Genomic DNA, 13,573 nt, shown 5'->3' with positions numbered 1-13,573 from the left:
CGGGTGGTGCGGTTCCTCGGTGCCGCACCACCCGACGCTCAGGCGTTGGCCTCCCGGAGCCCGGGATTGTTGTCCTCCGGCACCGACAACGCGGGCAGGCCGTGTTCGATCTGCTCGCGAGTCGGTTCCAGCCACGGCGGGAGCTTGAGCGCCCTGCCGAGTTCGAGCAGCGGTTCGTCGGCGGTGAAACCCGGCGCGTCGGTGGCGATCTCCAGCAGTGTGCCGCCGCGCTCGTGGAAGTAGATGGAGCGGAAGTACTGGCGGTCGCGAATCTCGGTGACGTCCTCACCGCGGTCGAGCAGTTCGTCGCGCCACCGCTGCTGGGTCGCGTCGTCCGGCGCGCGGAAGGCGACGTGGTGCACCGTGCCGCCCGCGACGAGACCGGGTGAGGCACTCGGGTCCACGAGCACGTCCACCAGCGTCCCGGGAGTGCCCTCACCTGCGGCGAACCGCAGCGTCGGACCGTGCTGGGAGACGAGCCGCAGCCCGAGCTCCTCCAGCGTGGCCACGGTGCCCGCCTCGTCGGCGGTGCACAGGGTCACCGAGTGCAGTCCGCGCACGGCGTGTTCGGCGGGCACCGTCCCGTTGTCCCACGGCTCGCGAGGGTCGTCCTGTTCGTGCGCGACGAGCCTGAGTTCCAGACCGTCGGGGTCGTGGAACGTCAGGCTCGCCTCCGCGTCGCCTTCGGCGACCTCGCTCACGTCGGTTCCGATGTGTTCCAGGTGTCGCCGCCACCAGCCGAGCGACTCGGCGGGCACGGAGAACGCCGTTGTCGTGGCCTGCCCGTGTCCGCGTCGGCCCGCCTCCACCTCGCCGAAGGGGAAGAACGTGAGCAGGCTTCCCGGCCTGCCGTGTTCGTCGCCGTAGTAGAGGTGGTAGACGGTCGGGACGTCGAAGTTCACCGTGGTCTTGACCAGCCGCAGCCCGAGAGAGTGCAGGTAGAAGTCGGCGTTCGCCTGCGGGTCACCGGCGATGGCCGTGACGTGGTGCAAGCCGTCGGTCGCGAGTGTCATGTCGCCGTCCTCGTTCGGGTCGGGGTCAGGCCTGCTTGACGGCGGAGATCTCGAACTCCAGCTCGATCTTGTCACTCACCAGGACTCCCCCGGTCTCCAGGGCGGCGTTCCAGGTGATGCCGAAGTCCTTGCGCGAGATGCTGGTCGAGCCCTCGAAGCCGACGCGGACGTTGCCGAACGGGTCGACGGCCTGTCCCTCGAAGGTCAGCGGGATCGTGACCTGCCGCGTGACGCCCCTGATGGTGAGGTCGCCGGTGACGTCGAAGGTGTCGTCGCCGGTCCTGGCGATGTCGGTCGAGACGAAGGTGATCGTCGGGTACTCGTCCATGGCCAGGAAGTCGTTGCTGCGCAGGTGGGCGTCGCGGTCGGCGTTGCGCGTGTCGATGCTGGTGGCCTCGATGGTGAGTTCCACCGACGAGGCGGCGGGGTTCTCGCCGTCGATCCTCGCGGTGCCCTCGAACGCGTTGAACGCCCCACGGACCTTGGTGATCATCGCGTGCCGGGCGACGAAGCCCAGTCGGCTGTGCGTGGGGTCGAGTGTGTAGGTGCCGGTCAGCTGGTCGTGCGTCACGTTGGCGGTCATGTCCGTTCCTCCGTTAGTTGACGTGTCATCGGTTTCCCTGTCCAACATAGGTGATGCGTCAACAATTCCCGGTAGGATGAGGCACGTGACACGTTGGCTCACCGACTCCGAACAACGCGCCTGGCGCGGCTACCTCACGATGCACGCGCGCCTGACCGCCCGCCTGAGTCGCCAGCTCCAGGCCGACTCCGGCCTGTCCCTGCCCGACTTCGAGGTCCTCGTCCACCTCACCGACCAGCCTGAACCCCGCATGCGCGTCGGCGAACTCGCCACCGCGCTGCAATGGGAGAAGAGCCGGCTGTCCCACCACCTCGCCCGCATGCAGAAGCGCGGCCTCGTCCGCCGCGAGAACTGCCCCAGCGACGCACGCGGAGCCTTCGTCGTCCTCACCGAGCAGGGGCGCGCCGCCATCGAGCGCGCCGCACCCGGCCACGTGGACACCGTGCGCGACCTGGTGTTCGACCAACTGACCTCCGAGCAGGTCAACACCTTGACCGAGATCACCGAACGGGTGCTGGGCCGGATGGCCGAAACCGCCCCCGACGTCACACCGTCACGCAACGACAGGGCGGAGTGACACGTCCACCGGGCATGACGCGCGACAGAAATCTGAACTGGGAGGGGTGCGTCAACGTCCGTGACCTCGGCGGACTGGGGGCGGTCCGACCGGGCGCGCTGGTCCGGATGGAAGCGCCGACGAACCTCAGCGAGCGAGGCTGGGCCGACGCCTGGGCTCACGGCATTCGCACCGTCGTCGACCTGCGCAACGACGACGAAATCAGGCCGAACCGGGTTGCCCCGCCGTCGGGCATCACCACCGTGCGCACACCGCTCGACCCGGTCGGCACCCCGTTCTACGAACGCTGGCTGCAGATCGACCGGCTGAGTTCGCCGTTGTACTACCCGGCGTTGCTGGCCGAGCACCCGAAGCTGGTGGTCGACGCGGTCCGCGCAGTCGCCACGGCGGCGCCCGGCGGGGTGGCGTTCCACTGCGCGGGCGGCAAGGATCGCACCGGCCTGCTCGCCCTGGTGCTGCTCACGCTCGCCGGCGCGAGCCCGGACGAGATCGTCGCCGACTACCTGCTCACGTTCGACCGGATGCGCCAGGTCTACGCAGACCTCGGTGTCGGCGACCAGCTCACCCGCGTGTCCGAGCTGCTCACCGAGCACGGCACGACGATCGAACGGTCACTGACCTCGACGATCACGTCGCTGACCATGCCCGACTACCTGCTCGACCACGGACTGACCGACACCGAGCTCGACGCCCTGTTGGCCCGTCTGACGACGTGAGAGCGCCTGGTCCAGCAGCGCGCCGGGTGCCGGCGTCGCGATGACGTGTCGAGGTGGGTGCCCGCTCCGGCCGACGTCGCGCACGTCCAGCTCGTCGTGCTCGCTCACCCAGACCCGCACCTGGGCGGCACGAGACTCGGGCGAGCGGTGGCTCACTCCCCGGTGCCGCCCAGGACGTCGTCCTTCCACCCGAGGACGTCGACGAGCCGCTCCTCCACGATCGGCGACATCGTCTCCAGGTAGGTGGCGGTGACGTGGTTGTTGTCCATGTAGACCAGCACGTTGCCGATCACCGGCGGGCAGGTCTCGGCGTTGCAGTAGTAGTCGCTGAAATCGAGGAACGACACCGTCTCCGGCATGTCCGGCACGTCGAGGTACGGCGGACGCTCCGACAGCAGCTCCGCCCGCTTGCCCGAGCACTCCGGCGCGTGGGCGCCGTGCTTCTGCACGCACTCCGACGGCTCGTAGTCGTAGCGGGGGCTGTCACGGATCGCCACCACCGGGATGCCCGCCTCCTCCAGGGCACGCCACTGCTCGACGTAACCCGGAGGCGTCCACTCCTTCAAGCCCACCCGCACGTCCCGCGTGGCCATCGTGACGACGACGTCCGGGCGCATCTCCAGGATCTCCTCGCGCACCGCGGTGTTCCACGCGCGGCACTCCTCGTCGACACCGTTGGTGGTGAAGGGGCACCCGCCCTTGCCCATGGAGATGATCTGCCAGCCGCGACGCTCGACGACCGGACGCAGCGAGGCGATGTACTGCTGCGAGTGCGAGTCACCGGTCACCACGATGCGACGTGTCGGCTCCCCCTCGGGGTCGACGGTGCAGATCCGCAGGTCGTCGTTCTTCGGGGAGTAGACGCACTCCTCCTCGGTGAAGCTGTCGAACTGGTCGGGCAGCGCGGCGAACGGCGGGACGAGGGGCCTCGCCGCATCGACCAGCGGGGCGCGCGTGTCGAGGACGGGAGCACCGAGCATCGCCTTGTCGCCCTCGGCCATGGTGAACGACGCACGCTGGGCCGTGACGACCTGCCAGGTGCCCGCCGCCAGCAGCACCGGCACCAGCGCCAACAGCGCCAGCCGGTACGCGCCCCACCGCGTCGAGGTGTTCATCCGCGCGTTGCGGGCAGGCTGCTCGACGAACCGGTACGTCAATGCGGCGAGCACGAGCGACCCGGCGATCACCAGCGCGCCCTCACCGAGGTTCAGGCTCTCCTTGTCGGCGGTGATGAGGAAGAACAGCAGGAACGGCCAGTGCCACAGGTACAGGGCGTAGCTGTAGTTGCCCAGGCTCACCAGCGGCTTCGCCGACAGGAAGCGGTCTGCGCCGACCTTGCTCTCGGTGGCGCCCGCCACCAGCACCAGCACCGCCGCCACCGTCGGCCACAGGGCGACGTAGCCGGGGAACTCGGTGCCGACCTGCAACACCATGCCGCAGGTGACCAGTGCGATCACGCCGAGCCAGCCGAGCACGATGCGCAGCACCCTGGGCACCACGACCGAGTCGATCAGCAGTGCCGTGAGGCCACCCAGGGCGAACTCCCACACGCGGGTGGCCGAGTGGAAGTAGGCCAGCGGCTGGTTCTCGATCGTCAGATACACCGAGAAGGCGAGCGAGGCGACGAACGCCACGCCCATCCCCACCACCAGCGAGCGGTGCAACGTCCACCCGGCGCGACGGGCCAGCCACACGATGAACGCCACCAGCAGCGGCCACACCAGGTAGAACTGCCCCTGGATCGACAGCGACCAGAAGTGCTGCATGAGGCTGGCCGAGCTGTGCTGCGCGAAGTAGTCCGCCGAGGTGGCAACGAGCTGCCAGTTCTCGTAGAACAGCGCCGAGGCGATGGCTTCCCACGCCGTCAGCGACCACCGGTGTTCCGGCAGCAGCCACACGGCCACCGCCATCGTCACCACCAGCACCGTCACGGCCGCCGGAAGCAGGCGGGTGAGCATCCGGCCCCACATCCGCCGGAACTCGATGCGACCACGCGAACTCGCCCGGTAGAGCTGCCCGGTGATCAGGAAGCCACTGATGACGAAGAAGACGTCCACGCCACCGGACACCCGGTTCAACCACACGTGGTAGACGACCACGAGCAATGCCGCCAGAGCCCGCAGGCCCTGCAACTCGGGCCGGAACTTGCGTGGCCCCGACTGGGTCGGGGCATCGCTCGCACGCGAGGGAGGCGCAACGGACACCAGACAACTCCTGCAACACTTCTGCGACGGCTTAGCGCGCTGACGGTACCGGGTGCCGAAATCGCGCCACACTCCGTGTCCTGGACGGTGTGCGCGACGGAACACACCCGACGCCATGGTCTCGACAACGAGCACGCCGGTGTGGTAGGTCCGCCGGGATGTGGCACAAGCCACCCGGCCGCGCCGAATTCGGGCGACCGCACCCGCCCCGTCCGGCACACTCACGGCCGTGAACGACTTCCTGACAGCGCACGAGCTGGCCCGCCGCACCCGCACCGCCGTCGCAGCCGCGGTCGGGGCCGCACGCGAGCGGGGACTGGCCGTCACCGACGCCGTGGTGCTGCACGACCTGTTCTCCGTCGTGGTCCACCTCGCGCCGTCGCCGGTCGTCGCCCGGGTCCCGACGGTCCTGCCTCCGGGCACCACGCTCGACCAGCAGGCCCGCCGCCAACAGACGGAGCTGGACGTCGTGCAGTGGCTCGCCGATCAAGGGACGCCGGTCGTCCCACCCAGCCCGCTCGTGCCGCGCACCCCCGCGCAGCGCGACGGATTCTCGATCACGTTCTGGCAGTACGTCGAGGAGGGCACCGCGAAGGAACCCGACTACGCCGCGAACGCCGAGGCCACCGCCGAACTGCACGCCGCCCTGCGCTCGTACCCGGGTCGGCTGTCGTTCCTGTCGACCGCCGACCCGCACCTGATCCCGGAGAGCTTCGCCCTGCTCACCACCCGCCCGGACCTTCTCACCCCGGAGGATCTCGACCGCGCGCATCGGGAGTGGGAGGTCCTGGAGCCGCTCGTGGTGTCGCGCGCCGCCTTCGAGCACGCCTTCCCGGGCATCGACGTGCAACCCGTCCACGGTGACTGCCCGCCCGCGAACATCCTCCACGGGCGGGAGCGCGACCTCTACGCCGACTTCGAACTCGTCACGCTGGGGCCGGTGGAGTGGGACCTGGCCACCCTCGGCCCCGAGTTGACGGCCGCCTACGACCGTGGCGCGCGACGCGCGGGGCTGAGGACGTCGAACGCGGAGGTGCTGACCTTCGTCGACGCCGTGGGGATGCTGCGGGCGTTGACCGCACTGGCCCTCGCCCCGCAGCTCCCGCAACTCACCGACTACCTGTTCCCGGCCGTCGACCGCTGGCGGGCCACCCCGTTCGCCGGTGGGTTCACCCCGCGCTGAGCGCGTCAGCCCGCGGTCTTCGCCTCACGTGCCGCGGCCGCGAAGGACGCGAGGTCGGGGAATTCGAGGTCGTAGGAGTACCGCTCGGCGGGCTCGGGCGTCGCACCCCAGCCGGGCCGGTCGTGCCTCCGGTTGATCCACACCGACCGCAGGCCGTGCCGCCGGGCGGGCACGTGGTCGTGGAAGAGGCTCTGCGCGACGTGCAGCAGGCGCTCGCGGGGGACACCCAGCTCCCGCAGGGTCGCGTCGAGCGCCTCGAAGTGGTTCGGCGCGGGCTTGTAGGCCTTGACGTCCTCGGCGGTGATGATGCGGTCGAACTCGACGCCGAGGTGCTTGTTCGAGCCGGCGAAGCCCGCCCGGTGCACGTTCGAGAGGATGATCAGCTTGTAGTCACGGGCCAGCGAGGCGAGCGCGTCGGCCGAGTCCGCGAACGCGGGCCAGTCGGGCACCGAGTCACCCAGCCGCTGCGCCCACTGCTCGCTCACGGGCCCACCCAGCTCGGCGCCGGTGCGCCGGAACGCCTCGGCGAGCACCGCCGAGTACAGGGCGTCGGGGGTGTCGCGCACGGTCTGCGCCTCGTGCCGGGCATAGGCGGCGAGCAGCTCCTCGGCGGAGAGGTCCAGGCCGGTCTCCTTCGCCCACGGCACGAGCACGTCCGCGATACCGGTCTCCCAGTCGATGAGCGTGCCGTAGCAGTCGAAGCTCAACACGTCGAAGTCGGCGAGATTCACGCGTGGTCCTTTCGGTCGTCGGTCGGTTGCTCGGTGCCCGGGTGGTCCCGTTCGGCGACCGAGGCGTCCACGGTGCGCAGGGCCAAGTCACGTGCGCGGTGCAGCAGGCGGGAGTCACCTTCGAGACCCGCCCGCACCGTCGCCCCTTCCAGCAGGAACGCGAGATGGTCCGCCAACGCGCTCACCCGCTCGGCGGGCCAACCAGTCAGGTCCGCGACGTGCGAGGCCACCAGCGCCGCGACCTCTTCCTTGTGTCGGCGGACGACCGCGCGGCCCGGGGCATCGGCGGGCAGTTCGGCGGCGGCGTTCAACAGCCCGCAACCGCGGAAGCCGTGCTCGTAGGCCGCCTCCGCGTGGTCGAGGTAGGCATCGAAGACGGCGGCGATCCGCGCGCGGGGACCGTCGGCCGAGGCCAGTCGACGCCGGTAGAGCTCCAGCCACTCCGCGTGCCGGGCTTCGAGGTAGGCCAGCACGAGGGCGTCCTTGGAGTCGAAGTTGTTGTAGAGGCTCATCTTCGCGACTCCGGCCTCGGCGGTGATGGTGTCGATGCCGGTGCCGTTCACGCCGTGGGCGTAGAAGCACCGCGCCGCGGCGTCGAGCAGTCGCTGCCTGGCGGAGCTGCGGCGACGGCCCTGCTCGCGCTGTCCGACCACGGCGCGCTCCTCTCCCTCGACTAGACAGATCAGTCTACCTAGTCCTGTGACGGGATGTCGGCCGCACGCCGTTCCGGACGACGGCGACTCGGGAAAAAGCGCACGGTCAATCGTTGGACTTGATTGTTTTCAGAGTCAGATGCGATTCGATACGGAGCACGCCCGGTAATCCGCTGAGTTTGTCCGTGAGAAACGTCTCGTAGGCGGAATGGTCGGCGACGGCGACCCGGAGAAAATAATCAGGCCGCCCGTACATGCGGCGGAACTCGATCACTTCCTCGTACGACGCCACGGTGGCCTCGAACTGCTCGGTGGTCCTGCGGTCGCTGGCACTGACCTCGACGTCGACGAAGACCTCCAGACCACGTCCCAGCGCCGCCGGGTCGATGACCGCACGATAACCGCTGATCACACCCGCTTCCTCCAGCCGCTTCACCCGACGCAGACACGGCGGAGGCGTCAGCCCGACCCGCTTCGCGAGCTCCACGTTGGACAGGCGACCGTCCCGGCGAAGGTGGAACACAATGTCCCAGTCCACTCCGTCCATGCTCAGTTTGTTTCTCATCCGAGCATTCTAGAGTCGCAACGAGCAACATTGTGTTGCACTTTTTTCCATAAGATGACGACATGCGTACACGCCGAGCCGACATCGGGCCCGCAGCGCGAACCACCTCGCATGCGGGGGCCGCGTTCCGCGATTCCGCTGCCGTGGGTCTCGGCTATCTCCCGCTCGGTATCGCCCTCGGCGTCCTGGCCATGCAGTCCGGCCTGGCCTGGTGGTGGGCAGTCCTCTCCCCCGCGCTGGTCTACGCCGGGTCGTTCGAGATCCTGCTCATCGGCCTGGTCGTGAGCGCCGCCCCGCTCACCCTCGTCGCCGGCACCGCCTTCATCATCAACACCAGGCACGCCTTCTACGCCCTGTCGTTCCCCCTGCATCGCGTGCCCGGTCGCCTCGCGAAGCTGTACTCGACGTTCACGCTCAGCGACGAGGCCTACGCACTGGCCTCCTCCGAAAAGGCGCGAGACTGGTCCGGCAAACGCATCCTGTGGTTGCAGTTCTTCCTTCACGTGTACTGGGTGGTGGGCGCGAGCATCGGGGCCCTGCTCGGCAGGACGCCCGTGTTCGACAGCGTCGTCGGACTGGACTTCGCGCTGACCGCCCTGTTCACCGTCCTCGCACTCGACGCGCTGAGGACCCTGCACGGTGACCTGGTCACGCCGATCCTCGCGGTGGCCAGCGCGATCGTCGCTCGGCTCCTGTTCCCCGACCAACTGCTTCTGGCCGCCGTTTCGCTGCTCACCGTCGGGTTGCTGGCCCAGCACGTCACGACCAGCAGGCGACATCACCGTGCCTGACACCGTCTACGCCCTCGCCGCGGCTCTCACCGGCGCCTTGGTCACCTGGGCACTCCGAGGTCTGCCGTTCACGGTGCTCGCCCGACTGCGGGCGAGCGCGACCATCCGCTTCCTCAGCACCCGGATGCCCGGGGCGATCATGGTGATCCTGACGATCTACTGCCTGCGCGACGTCTCCCTCGCCCACCCGCGAGCGGTGTCGCCGCTGGCCGCATTGGCCGTCACCATCGGCCTGCACGTGTGGCGGCGCAACGCGATGCTCAGCATCGTCGGCGGCACGGTGGTCCACGTCGTGCTGTCGAGCACGGTGTTCGCGGAGTGAGCCGGACGCGGCGGATGCAGGGTCGGGCAGGCGACGGGCTGACGAGCGCGATGCGGACGCTGCCCGCGCACGCCCAACCCCCGTCGTGACGAACCGGGCTGGCACGCCCTCGACACCCGCGAGCTGGTGTTCCGCGACTACTGAATCCCCGACCACCTCGTCGGCGAGGAAGGCAACGAACTCCGCTAGTTCCTGGAAGTGCTCGACGCCGAACGCATCCCTGTGGCGCCCTGGCGTTGTCACTGGCCCAGGCCGCCCTCGCCCTCGCCGAACGAATCGCCACCGGCGCACCACTCGCCTGACGGGCCACCAAGGAGATCGTCCACCGGTCCGCGGACTGGACCAGCGACGAAGCCTTCCGCCGTCAAGCGGCCGTGGTCGCGCCCGTGTTCGACTCCGACGACGCCCGCGAGGGCGCGCGAGCGTTCGCGGAGAAACGCCCACCACGCTGGCGCGGCCGCTGACGACGCACGGCGGATGCCGCAAATCCCCGCGCGTGCGGGGCCGACTCCTCGCCGGAGAAGCTGGACTTGCGCCAACCGGGTCCATCCCCGCGTGCGCGGGGCCGACTGAGAGTGTTTCGGAATCCGTTGACATCACCTATTGCGACAGGTCCATCCCCGCGTGCGCGGGGCCGACATCCCGAAGAACAAGACCCACGTGGTCATCAACGGTCCATCCCCGCGTGCGCGGGGCCGACACTTGTTGACCTGCGTGTTTACTCGGCCAACGAGCGATTTTCATTCAGTCTGACACAGCGTCGACGAGGGGTGCGCACCTGTTCTCCGGGAAGGCGTCTCTGCCCCGACCGGCCTCGCGCAACAGACGTGCAAGCGGGGCTCGCCGCGCTCGACCAGCCGCACCTCGAGTGGGACACCGGCGAACGCGCCCTATCCATGTCCTGTCTCAGTCACATCGACACGCCTCTCGCACCCGCTGCCACATCACCGTGCTCTACGCTTCGCCCGCCGGGGTCGACGACATGAAGGGATCGAGATGTCCGCGTGGTCCACCGGGCATTCGGTTCTCGTTGTTCCGGTGCCCGCTCTCGACGACTACGTCCGTCGCCGCACCGCCCACTACGACCTGTCGTTCCTGTCGGCCGATCCCGCGTTCGTGCACGCCCACGTCACACTGCTCGGCCCGTGGCTGAAGCACCCCACGCAGTCCGACCTCGACACGGTGGCCTCCATCGTGGCGGCAACGGAACCGTTCGACACCACGTTCGCGACGTTCGACGTCTTCCCCGACGGCCTCATCCACCTTCGACCCGACCCGGACACACCGTTTCGGCGGTTGACGGCAGCGCTGGTGACGGCGTTCCCCCAGTGTCCGCCGTATGCGGGCGAGTTTCCCGATCCCGTGCCGCACCTGACGTTGGACCGCTGCGCCGACGGCATCACCCCGCGCACCGTCGAGGCCGACCTGCGGCACCTGCTTCCCGTGCGCCTCCACGTCGACCGCGTCGACCTCCAGTGGTGGGCCAACCACGACTGCCACGTGCGCCGGTCCTGGCCGCTGGGCGATGTGCGCGGGACGGTGGAGGCACCGTCGCGGCTGGTGCGGCGACAGCGGTGAGGCGTGGGCGGACGTCTCCGACGCCGACATGGCCGCCGACGTCGGAGACGGAACGACCCGCGGTCAGGTCCGGTCGGTCGTCCAACCGCTGCAGCGGTCGACGAACAGCTCCCGGTTGACGCACCCCCGGTACTCGATCTTCTTGTCCTCGGCCAGCTCCAGGTTCAACTTCGCGGGAGTGGCTTTGCAACCGCCGCTGAAGTTGTAGCGCTGGGTCTTGCCCCCGTTGTACTTGTACTGGAGATACACCGGGTCGCCGTCGCACTTGGTGTCGTCGATCGTGAACACCTCGCCGTACGACTTGAAGGTGACCTTGACGCCTTCGATCGACGCCGAACCGTCGGCCGCCGCGGTCGGTGCGGCGAACAACGACATGCCGAGCACCGCGCTGAGAACGCCTCCCAGCATCGTCCACCGCTTCGTGTCGTTCCTCATTTCTCCCCCTGTTCTCGTGGAAGTCCGCCGGTGTGTCGGTCGACGCGGTCCGGCGGCTGTCACATCGGAACGTTATTCAGTGCGCCGGGGCAGTGGTGTCCGGCGAACGCTCGACATTTCCCGAGACCGCGCGGCTGCTGTGGTGACCGAAGGCCGACCGTCGCAGAGCGACAGCTCGTCGCAAGGGCAATGGAAGAGAAGGAAGGAGCGGACGGTATCGCTCGGCAGATCTCCGGCCCAGCCGGCGTTCCGCTCCCGAGTCATCTCGCCTGTTGGTTGGCTCTGCAGACGTCATGACCGCAGGAGTACTCGACCGCAGGGCGCGATCAACCGCTTGAGAAGACGGTTCGCGCACCGGCGCAGTGCTCATCGGCTGTCCGTGACCTCGTCATGCCACCAGAGATGGCGAGCCGTTGATCGGAAGTCATCCCCGCGCGTGCGGGGCCGACGAGTTGCCCTCGACGAACGTCCACTGGACGTGGGGTCCATCCCCGCGCGTGCGGGGCCGACCCGGGGACCCGCTCGACGTAGTGCCCCTCCAGCGGTCCATCCCCGCGCGTGCGGGGCCGACCATCGACCCGAAGGCCCGTGAGCTGCGGCGTGGCGGTCCATCCCCGCGCGTGCGGGGCCGACACTTGTTGACCTGCGCGTTTACTCGGCCAACGAGCGATTTTCATTCAGTCTGACACAGCGTCGATGGGCTGTCGGGTGCCCGGTCGGTCAGGGACGACACCCGCAGCAGCTTCGCGAGTCGGGGCGCCTACGTGAACCGGCCGGTGTGGTGTGGGCATCGGCGACCGGACCACCGCGTGAACGGCAAGGCGATCCGGCAGCACCGCTTGCGAGAGACCCGTGTTCGCCGTCGACCCAAATCCAGAGACCGGAGGCTTAGCTTCGACCGATAGCTATTCCATGCCGACGAGCTCCGCCAAGTGCTGCAGCACTGGTGTACGGCCCAGGTGCGAACACTTGAGCGGACGTGACGTCGGATCAGGCGAGCGTGGGACCGGAGAGTCTCGACCAACCGACACGAGGTCGTTCCCGTCCGGGACTGGCCTGCAAGGCGTCGAGGGACACCAGTGATCACCACGGTCGATGCCATTCGACTCGGTCGGAGTGATGTCATCGCCCGCCAAAGATGTGTGTCTGGGCGGCCCCCTGCGCCCGCGATCTATCTGGAACATCTGCGGTCGAGCGTGTTCCTGCGGGACGTAAATGACATCGAGGCGTACAAGGAAGCGCGGGCGGGCCTTGACTGGATGGTGTTGAGCCCGGCCGACTCGAACGAATTCATAGCCGATGTCAGCGAGAACAAGGAGACGACAGCGATGACCGGACACCGAGAGCACGACGGCTGGGTGAAGTCGAGCTTCAGTAACCGGTACAACTGTGTGGAGTTCCGTCGCGTCGAGGGTGGCGTGGAGGTGCGCAACAGCAAGCGGCCCGATGAGGCGGTCGTGAGCTACACCGACTCCGAGTGGCGCGCGTTCATTCAGGGCGCCAAGGCCGGCGAGTTCGACATCTGATTCGGCCGTCCGACGCAACTCGACAGGCTTCCGGGATTACGCGATTCCCGGAGGCCTGTTTCTGTGTTCGGGTTGGTCCAGTCCCTCGGCGGTTGTTCGTGGGCATGTGATGCCGTCGAGACGGACAGCACCTGTTGATGAGGACCGACCCCCGCGTGCGCGGGGCTGATGACGCGCGAAAGCGCACCGGCGAGGGCGGTGGCGGTCCATCCCCGCGCGTGCGGGGCCGACTGCCCTGTGCTCACCCAGTGCCTGCAGTGGGCCGGTCCATCCCCGCGTGCGCGGGGCCGATGCCATCGTGCCGATGGCGCCGACGCCTATCGAGGGTCCATCCCCGCGTGCGCGGGGCCGATACTTGTTGACCTGCGGGTTTACTCGGCCAACAAGCGATTTTCATTCAGTCTGGCACAGCGTGGGCGTGGGTTGTGCATGTGTTCTCCGAGAGGTCAGCCCCCATGGTCGGGGCTTGTTGCTCTCTACGGTGCCCGATGTTCGCGTTGTGCGGTTGTGGGGGGGCCAGTTCGTGTTCTCGGGTGTCTGTGGACAGTCGCTGGAGTTCGGTGAGTACGGACCGCAGGATCGGCAGTGTCGGCTCGTCGTGGTGGTGCAGTGCCGCTTGTGCTTGCGTGATCATCTCCTGGGGCGGGAGGTCGGGGTCGTGGTGGGGCCAGTGCCACGCGTCCGGTAGGTGTAGTT

At 68.6% G+C, this 13,573-nt stretch carries 14 protein-coding genes and 2 CRISPR repeat arrays; of the genes, 7 read left to right on the top strand and 7 right to left on the bottom strand.

Going from position 1 to position 13,573, the window contains the following annotated elements; genetic code table 11:
- Nucleotides 1–38: 38 nt before the first annotated feature.
- Complete coding sequence (locus JAV51_RS19330) at nt 39–1,013, bottom strand: ring-cleaving dioxygenase (protein WP_197322161.1); 975 nt, start codon at nt 1,011–1,013, stop codon at nt 39–41.
- A 25-nt stretch (nt 1,014–1,038) separates the two neighbouring features.
- Nucleotides 1,039–1,596 carry a YceI family protein gene (locus JAV51_RS19325; protein ID WP_197322160.1) on the bottom strand — a complete coding sequence of 186 codons (558 nt, stop codon included), beginning with the start codon at nt 1,594–1,596 and terminating at the stop codon, nt 1,039–1,041.
- Between the two features lie 85 nt (nt 1,597–1,681).
- Between JAV51_RS19325 and JAV51_RS19320 the strand changes: the two genes are divergently transcribed.
- Both JAV51_RS19320 and JAV51_RS19315 read left to right on the top strand, forming a co-directional pair.
- The gene (locus JAV51_RS19320; protein WP_197322159.1) at nt 1,682–2,173 is read left to right on the top strand and encodes a MarR family winged helix-turn-helix transcriptional regulator; all 492 of its coding nucleotides are present in this window, start codon (nt 1,682–1,684) and stop codon (nt 2,171–2,173) included.
- A gap of 14 nt (nt 2,174–2,187) precedes the next feature.
- A complete protein-coding gene (locus tag JAV51_RS19315; protein ID WP_197322158.1) occupies nt 2,188–2,889 on the top strand; it encodes a tyrosine-protein phosphatase in 702 nt (233 codons plus the stop codon).
- Nucleotides 2,890–3,041: 152 nt separating this feature from the next.
- On the opposite strand, the gene JAV51_RS19310 is transcribed toward JAV51_RS19315, so the two are convergent.
- A complete protein-coding gene (locus JAV51_RS19310; RefSeq protein ID WP_307845938.1) occupies nt 3,042–5,093 on the bottom strand; it encodes an acyltransferase family protein in 2,052 nt (683 codons plus the stop codon).
- A gap of 229 nt (nt 5,094–5,322) precedes the next feature.
- Between JAV51_RS19310 and JAV51_RS19305 the strand changes: the two genes are divergently transcribed.
- A complete protein-coding gene (locus tag JAV51_RS19305; RefSeq protein WP_197322157.1) occupies nt 5,323–6,276 on the top strand; it encodes a phosphotransferase in 954 nt (317 codons plus the stop codon).
- Between the two features lie 5 nt (nt 6,277–6,281).
- Here JAV51_RS19305 and JAV51_RS19300 read toward each other — a convergent pair whose 3' ends face one another.
- The 3 genes from JAV51_RS19300 to JAV51_RS19290 form a co-directional block, all read right to left on the bottom strand.
- The gene (locus JAV51_RS19300) at nt 6,282–7,007 is read right to left on the bottom strand and encodes a haloacid dehalogenase type II (protein ID WP_197322156.1); all 726 of its coding nucleotides are present in this window, start codon (nt 7,005–7,007) and stop codon (nt 6,282–6,284) included.
- Nucleotides 7,004–7,660: a TetR/AcrR family transcriptional regulator gene (locus JAV51_RS19295; RefSeq protein WP_197322155.1), complete on the bottom strand. Its 657-nt coding sequence runs from the start codon at nt 7,658–7,660 to the stop codon at nt 7,004–7,006. Before JAV51_RS19295 ends, JAV51_RS19300 begins: the two co-directional genes overlap by 4 nt.
- Nucleotides 7,661–7,766: 106 nt before the next feature.
- A complete protein-coding gene (locus tag JAV51_RS19290) occupies nt 7,767–8,225 on the bottom strand; it encodes an Lrp/AsnC family transcriptional regulator (protein ID WP_197322154.1) in 459 nt (152 codons plus the stop codon).
- Nucleotides 8,226–8,287: 62 nt separating this feature from the next.
- Between JAV51_RS19290 and JAV51_RS19285 the strand changes: the two genes are divergently transcribed.
- From JAV51_RS19285 to JAV51_RS19275, 3 genes are all read left to right on the top strand, one after another.
- Nucleotides 8,288–9,016, top strand: coding sequence for an AzlC family ABC transporter permease (locus tag JAV51_RS19285; protein WP_197322153.1), 729 nt, complete (start codon nt 8,288–8,290; stop codon nt 9,014–9,016).
- Nucleotides 9,009–9,338, top strand: coding sequence for a branched-chain amino acid transporter permease (locus JAV51_RS19280; RefSeq protein ID WP_197322152.1), 330 nt, complete (start codon nt 9,009–9,011; stop codon nt 9,336–9,338). The genes JAV51_RS19285 and JAV51_RS19280 overlap by 8 nt, the downstream gene beginning before the upstream one ends.
- A 481-nt stretch (nt 9,339–9,819) precedes the next feature.
- A CRISPR array of direct repeats spans nt 9,820–10,038; the repeat unit is 28 nt; unit sequence GGTCCATCCCCGCGTGCGCGGGGCCGAC.
- Between the two features lie 338 nt (nt 10,039–10,376).
- Nucleotides 10,377–10,916 (top strand): 2'-5' RNA ligase family protein, encoded by a 540-nt coding sequence (locus tag JAV51_RS19275; RefSeq protein ID WP_307845937.1) that lies wholly within the window; start codon nt 10,377–10,379, stop codon nt 10,914–10,916.
- A 63-nt stretch (nt 10,917–10,979) separates the two neighbouring features.
- On the opposite strand, the gene JAV51_RS19270 is transcribed toward JAV51_RS19275, so the two are convergent.
- A complete protein-coding gene (locus tag JAV51_RS19270) occupies nt 10,980–11,351 on the bottom strand; it encodes a hypothetical protein (protein ID WP_197322150.1) in 372 nt (123 codons plus the stop codon).
- A gap of 421 nt (nt 11,352–11,772) precedes the next feature.
- Nucleotides 11,773–11,984: a CRISPR direct-repeat array (repeat unit 28 nt; unit sequence GGTCCATCCCCGCGCGTGCGGGGCCGAC).
- 695 nt (nt 11,985–12,679) lie between these two features.
- On the opposite strand from JAV51_RS19270, the gene JAV51_RS19265 reads away from it, so the two are divergent.
- The gene (locus JAV51_RS19265) at nt 12,680–12,877 is read left to right on the top strand and encodes a DUF397 domain-containing protein (RefSeq protein ID WP_197322194.1); all 198 of its coding nucleotides are present in this window, start codon (nt 12,680–12,682) and stop codon (nt 12,875–12,877) included.
- The last annotated feature ends 696 nt before the right edge of the window (nt 12,878–13,573 follow it).

Source organism: Saccharomonospora sp. NB11, assembly GCF_015910535.1.
Classification (GTDB): Bacteria; Actinomycetota; Actinomycetes; order Mycobacteriales; family Pseudonocardiaceae; genus Saccharomonospora.
The sequence above is the reverse complement of the archived record's forward strand: the minus strand, read 5'-3'. Positions and strand labels throughout refer to the sequence as shown.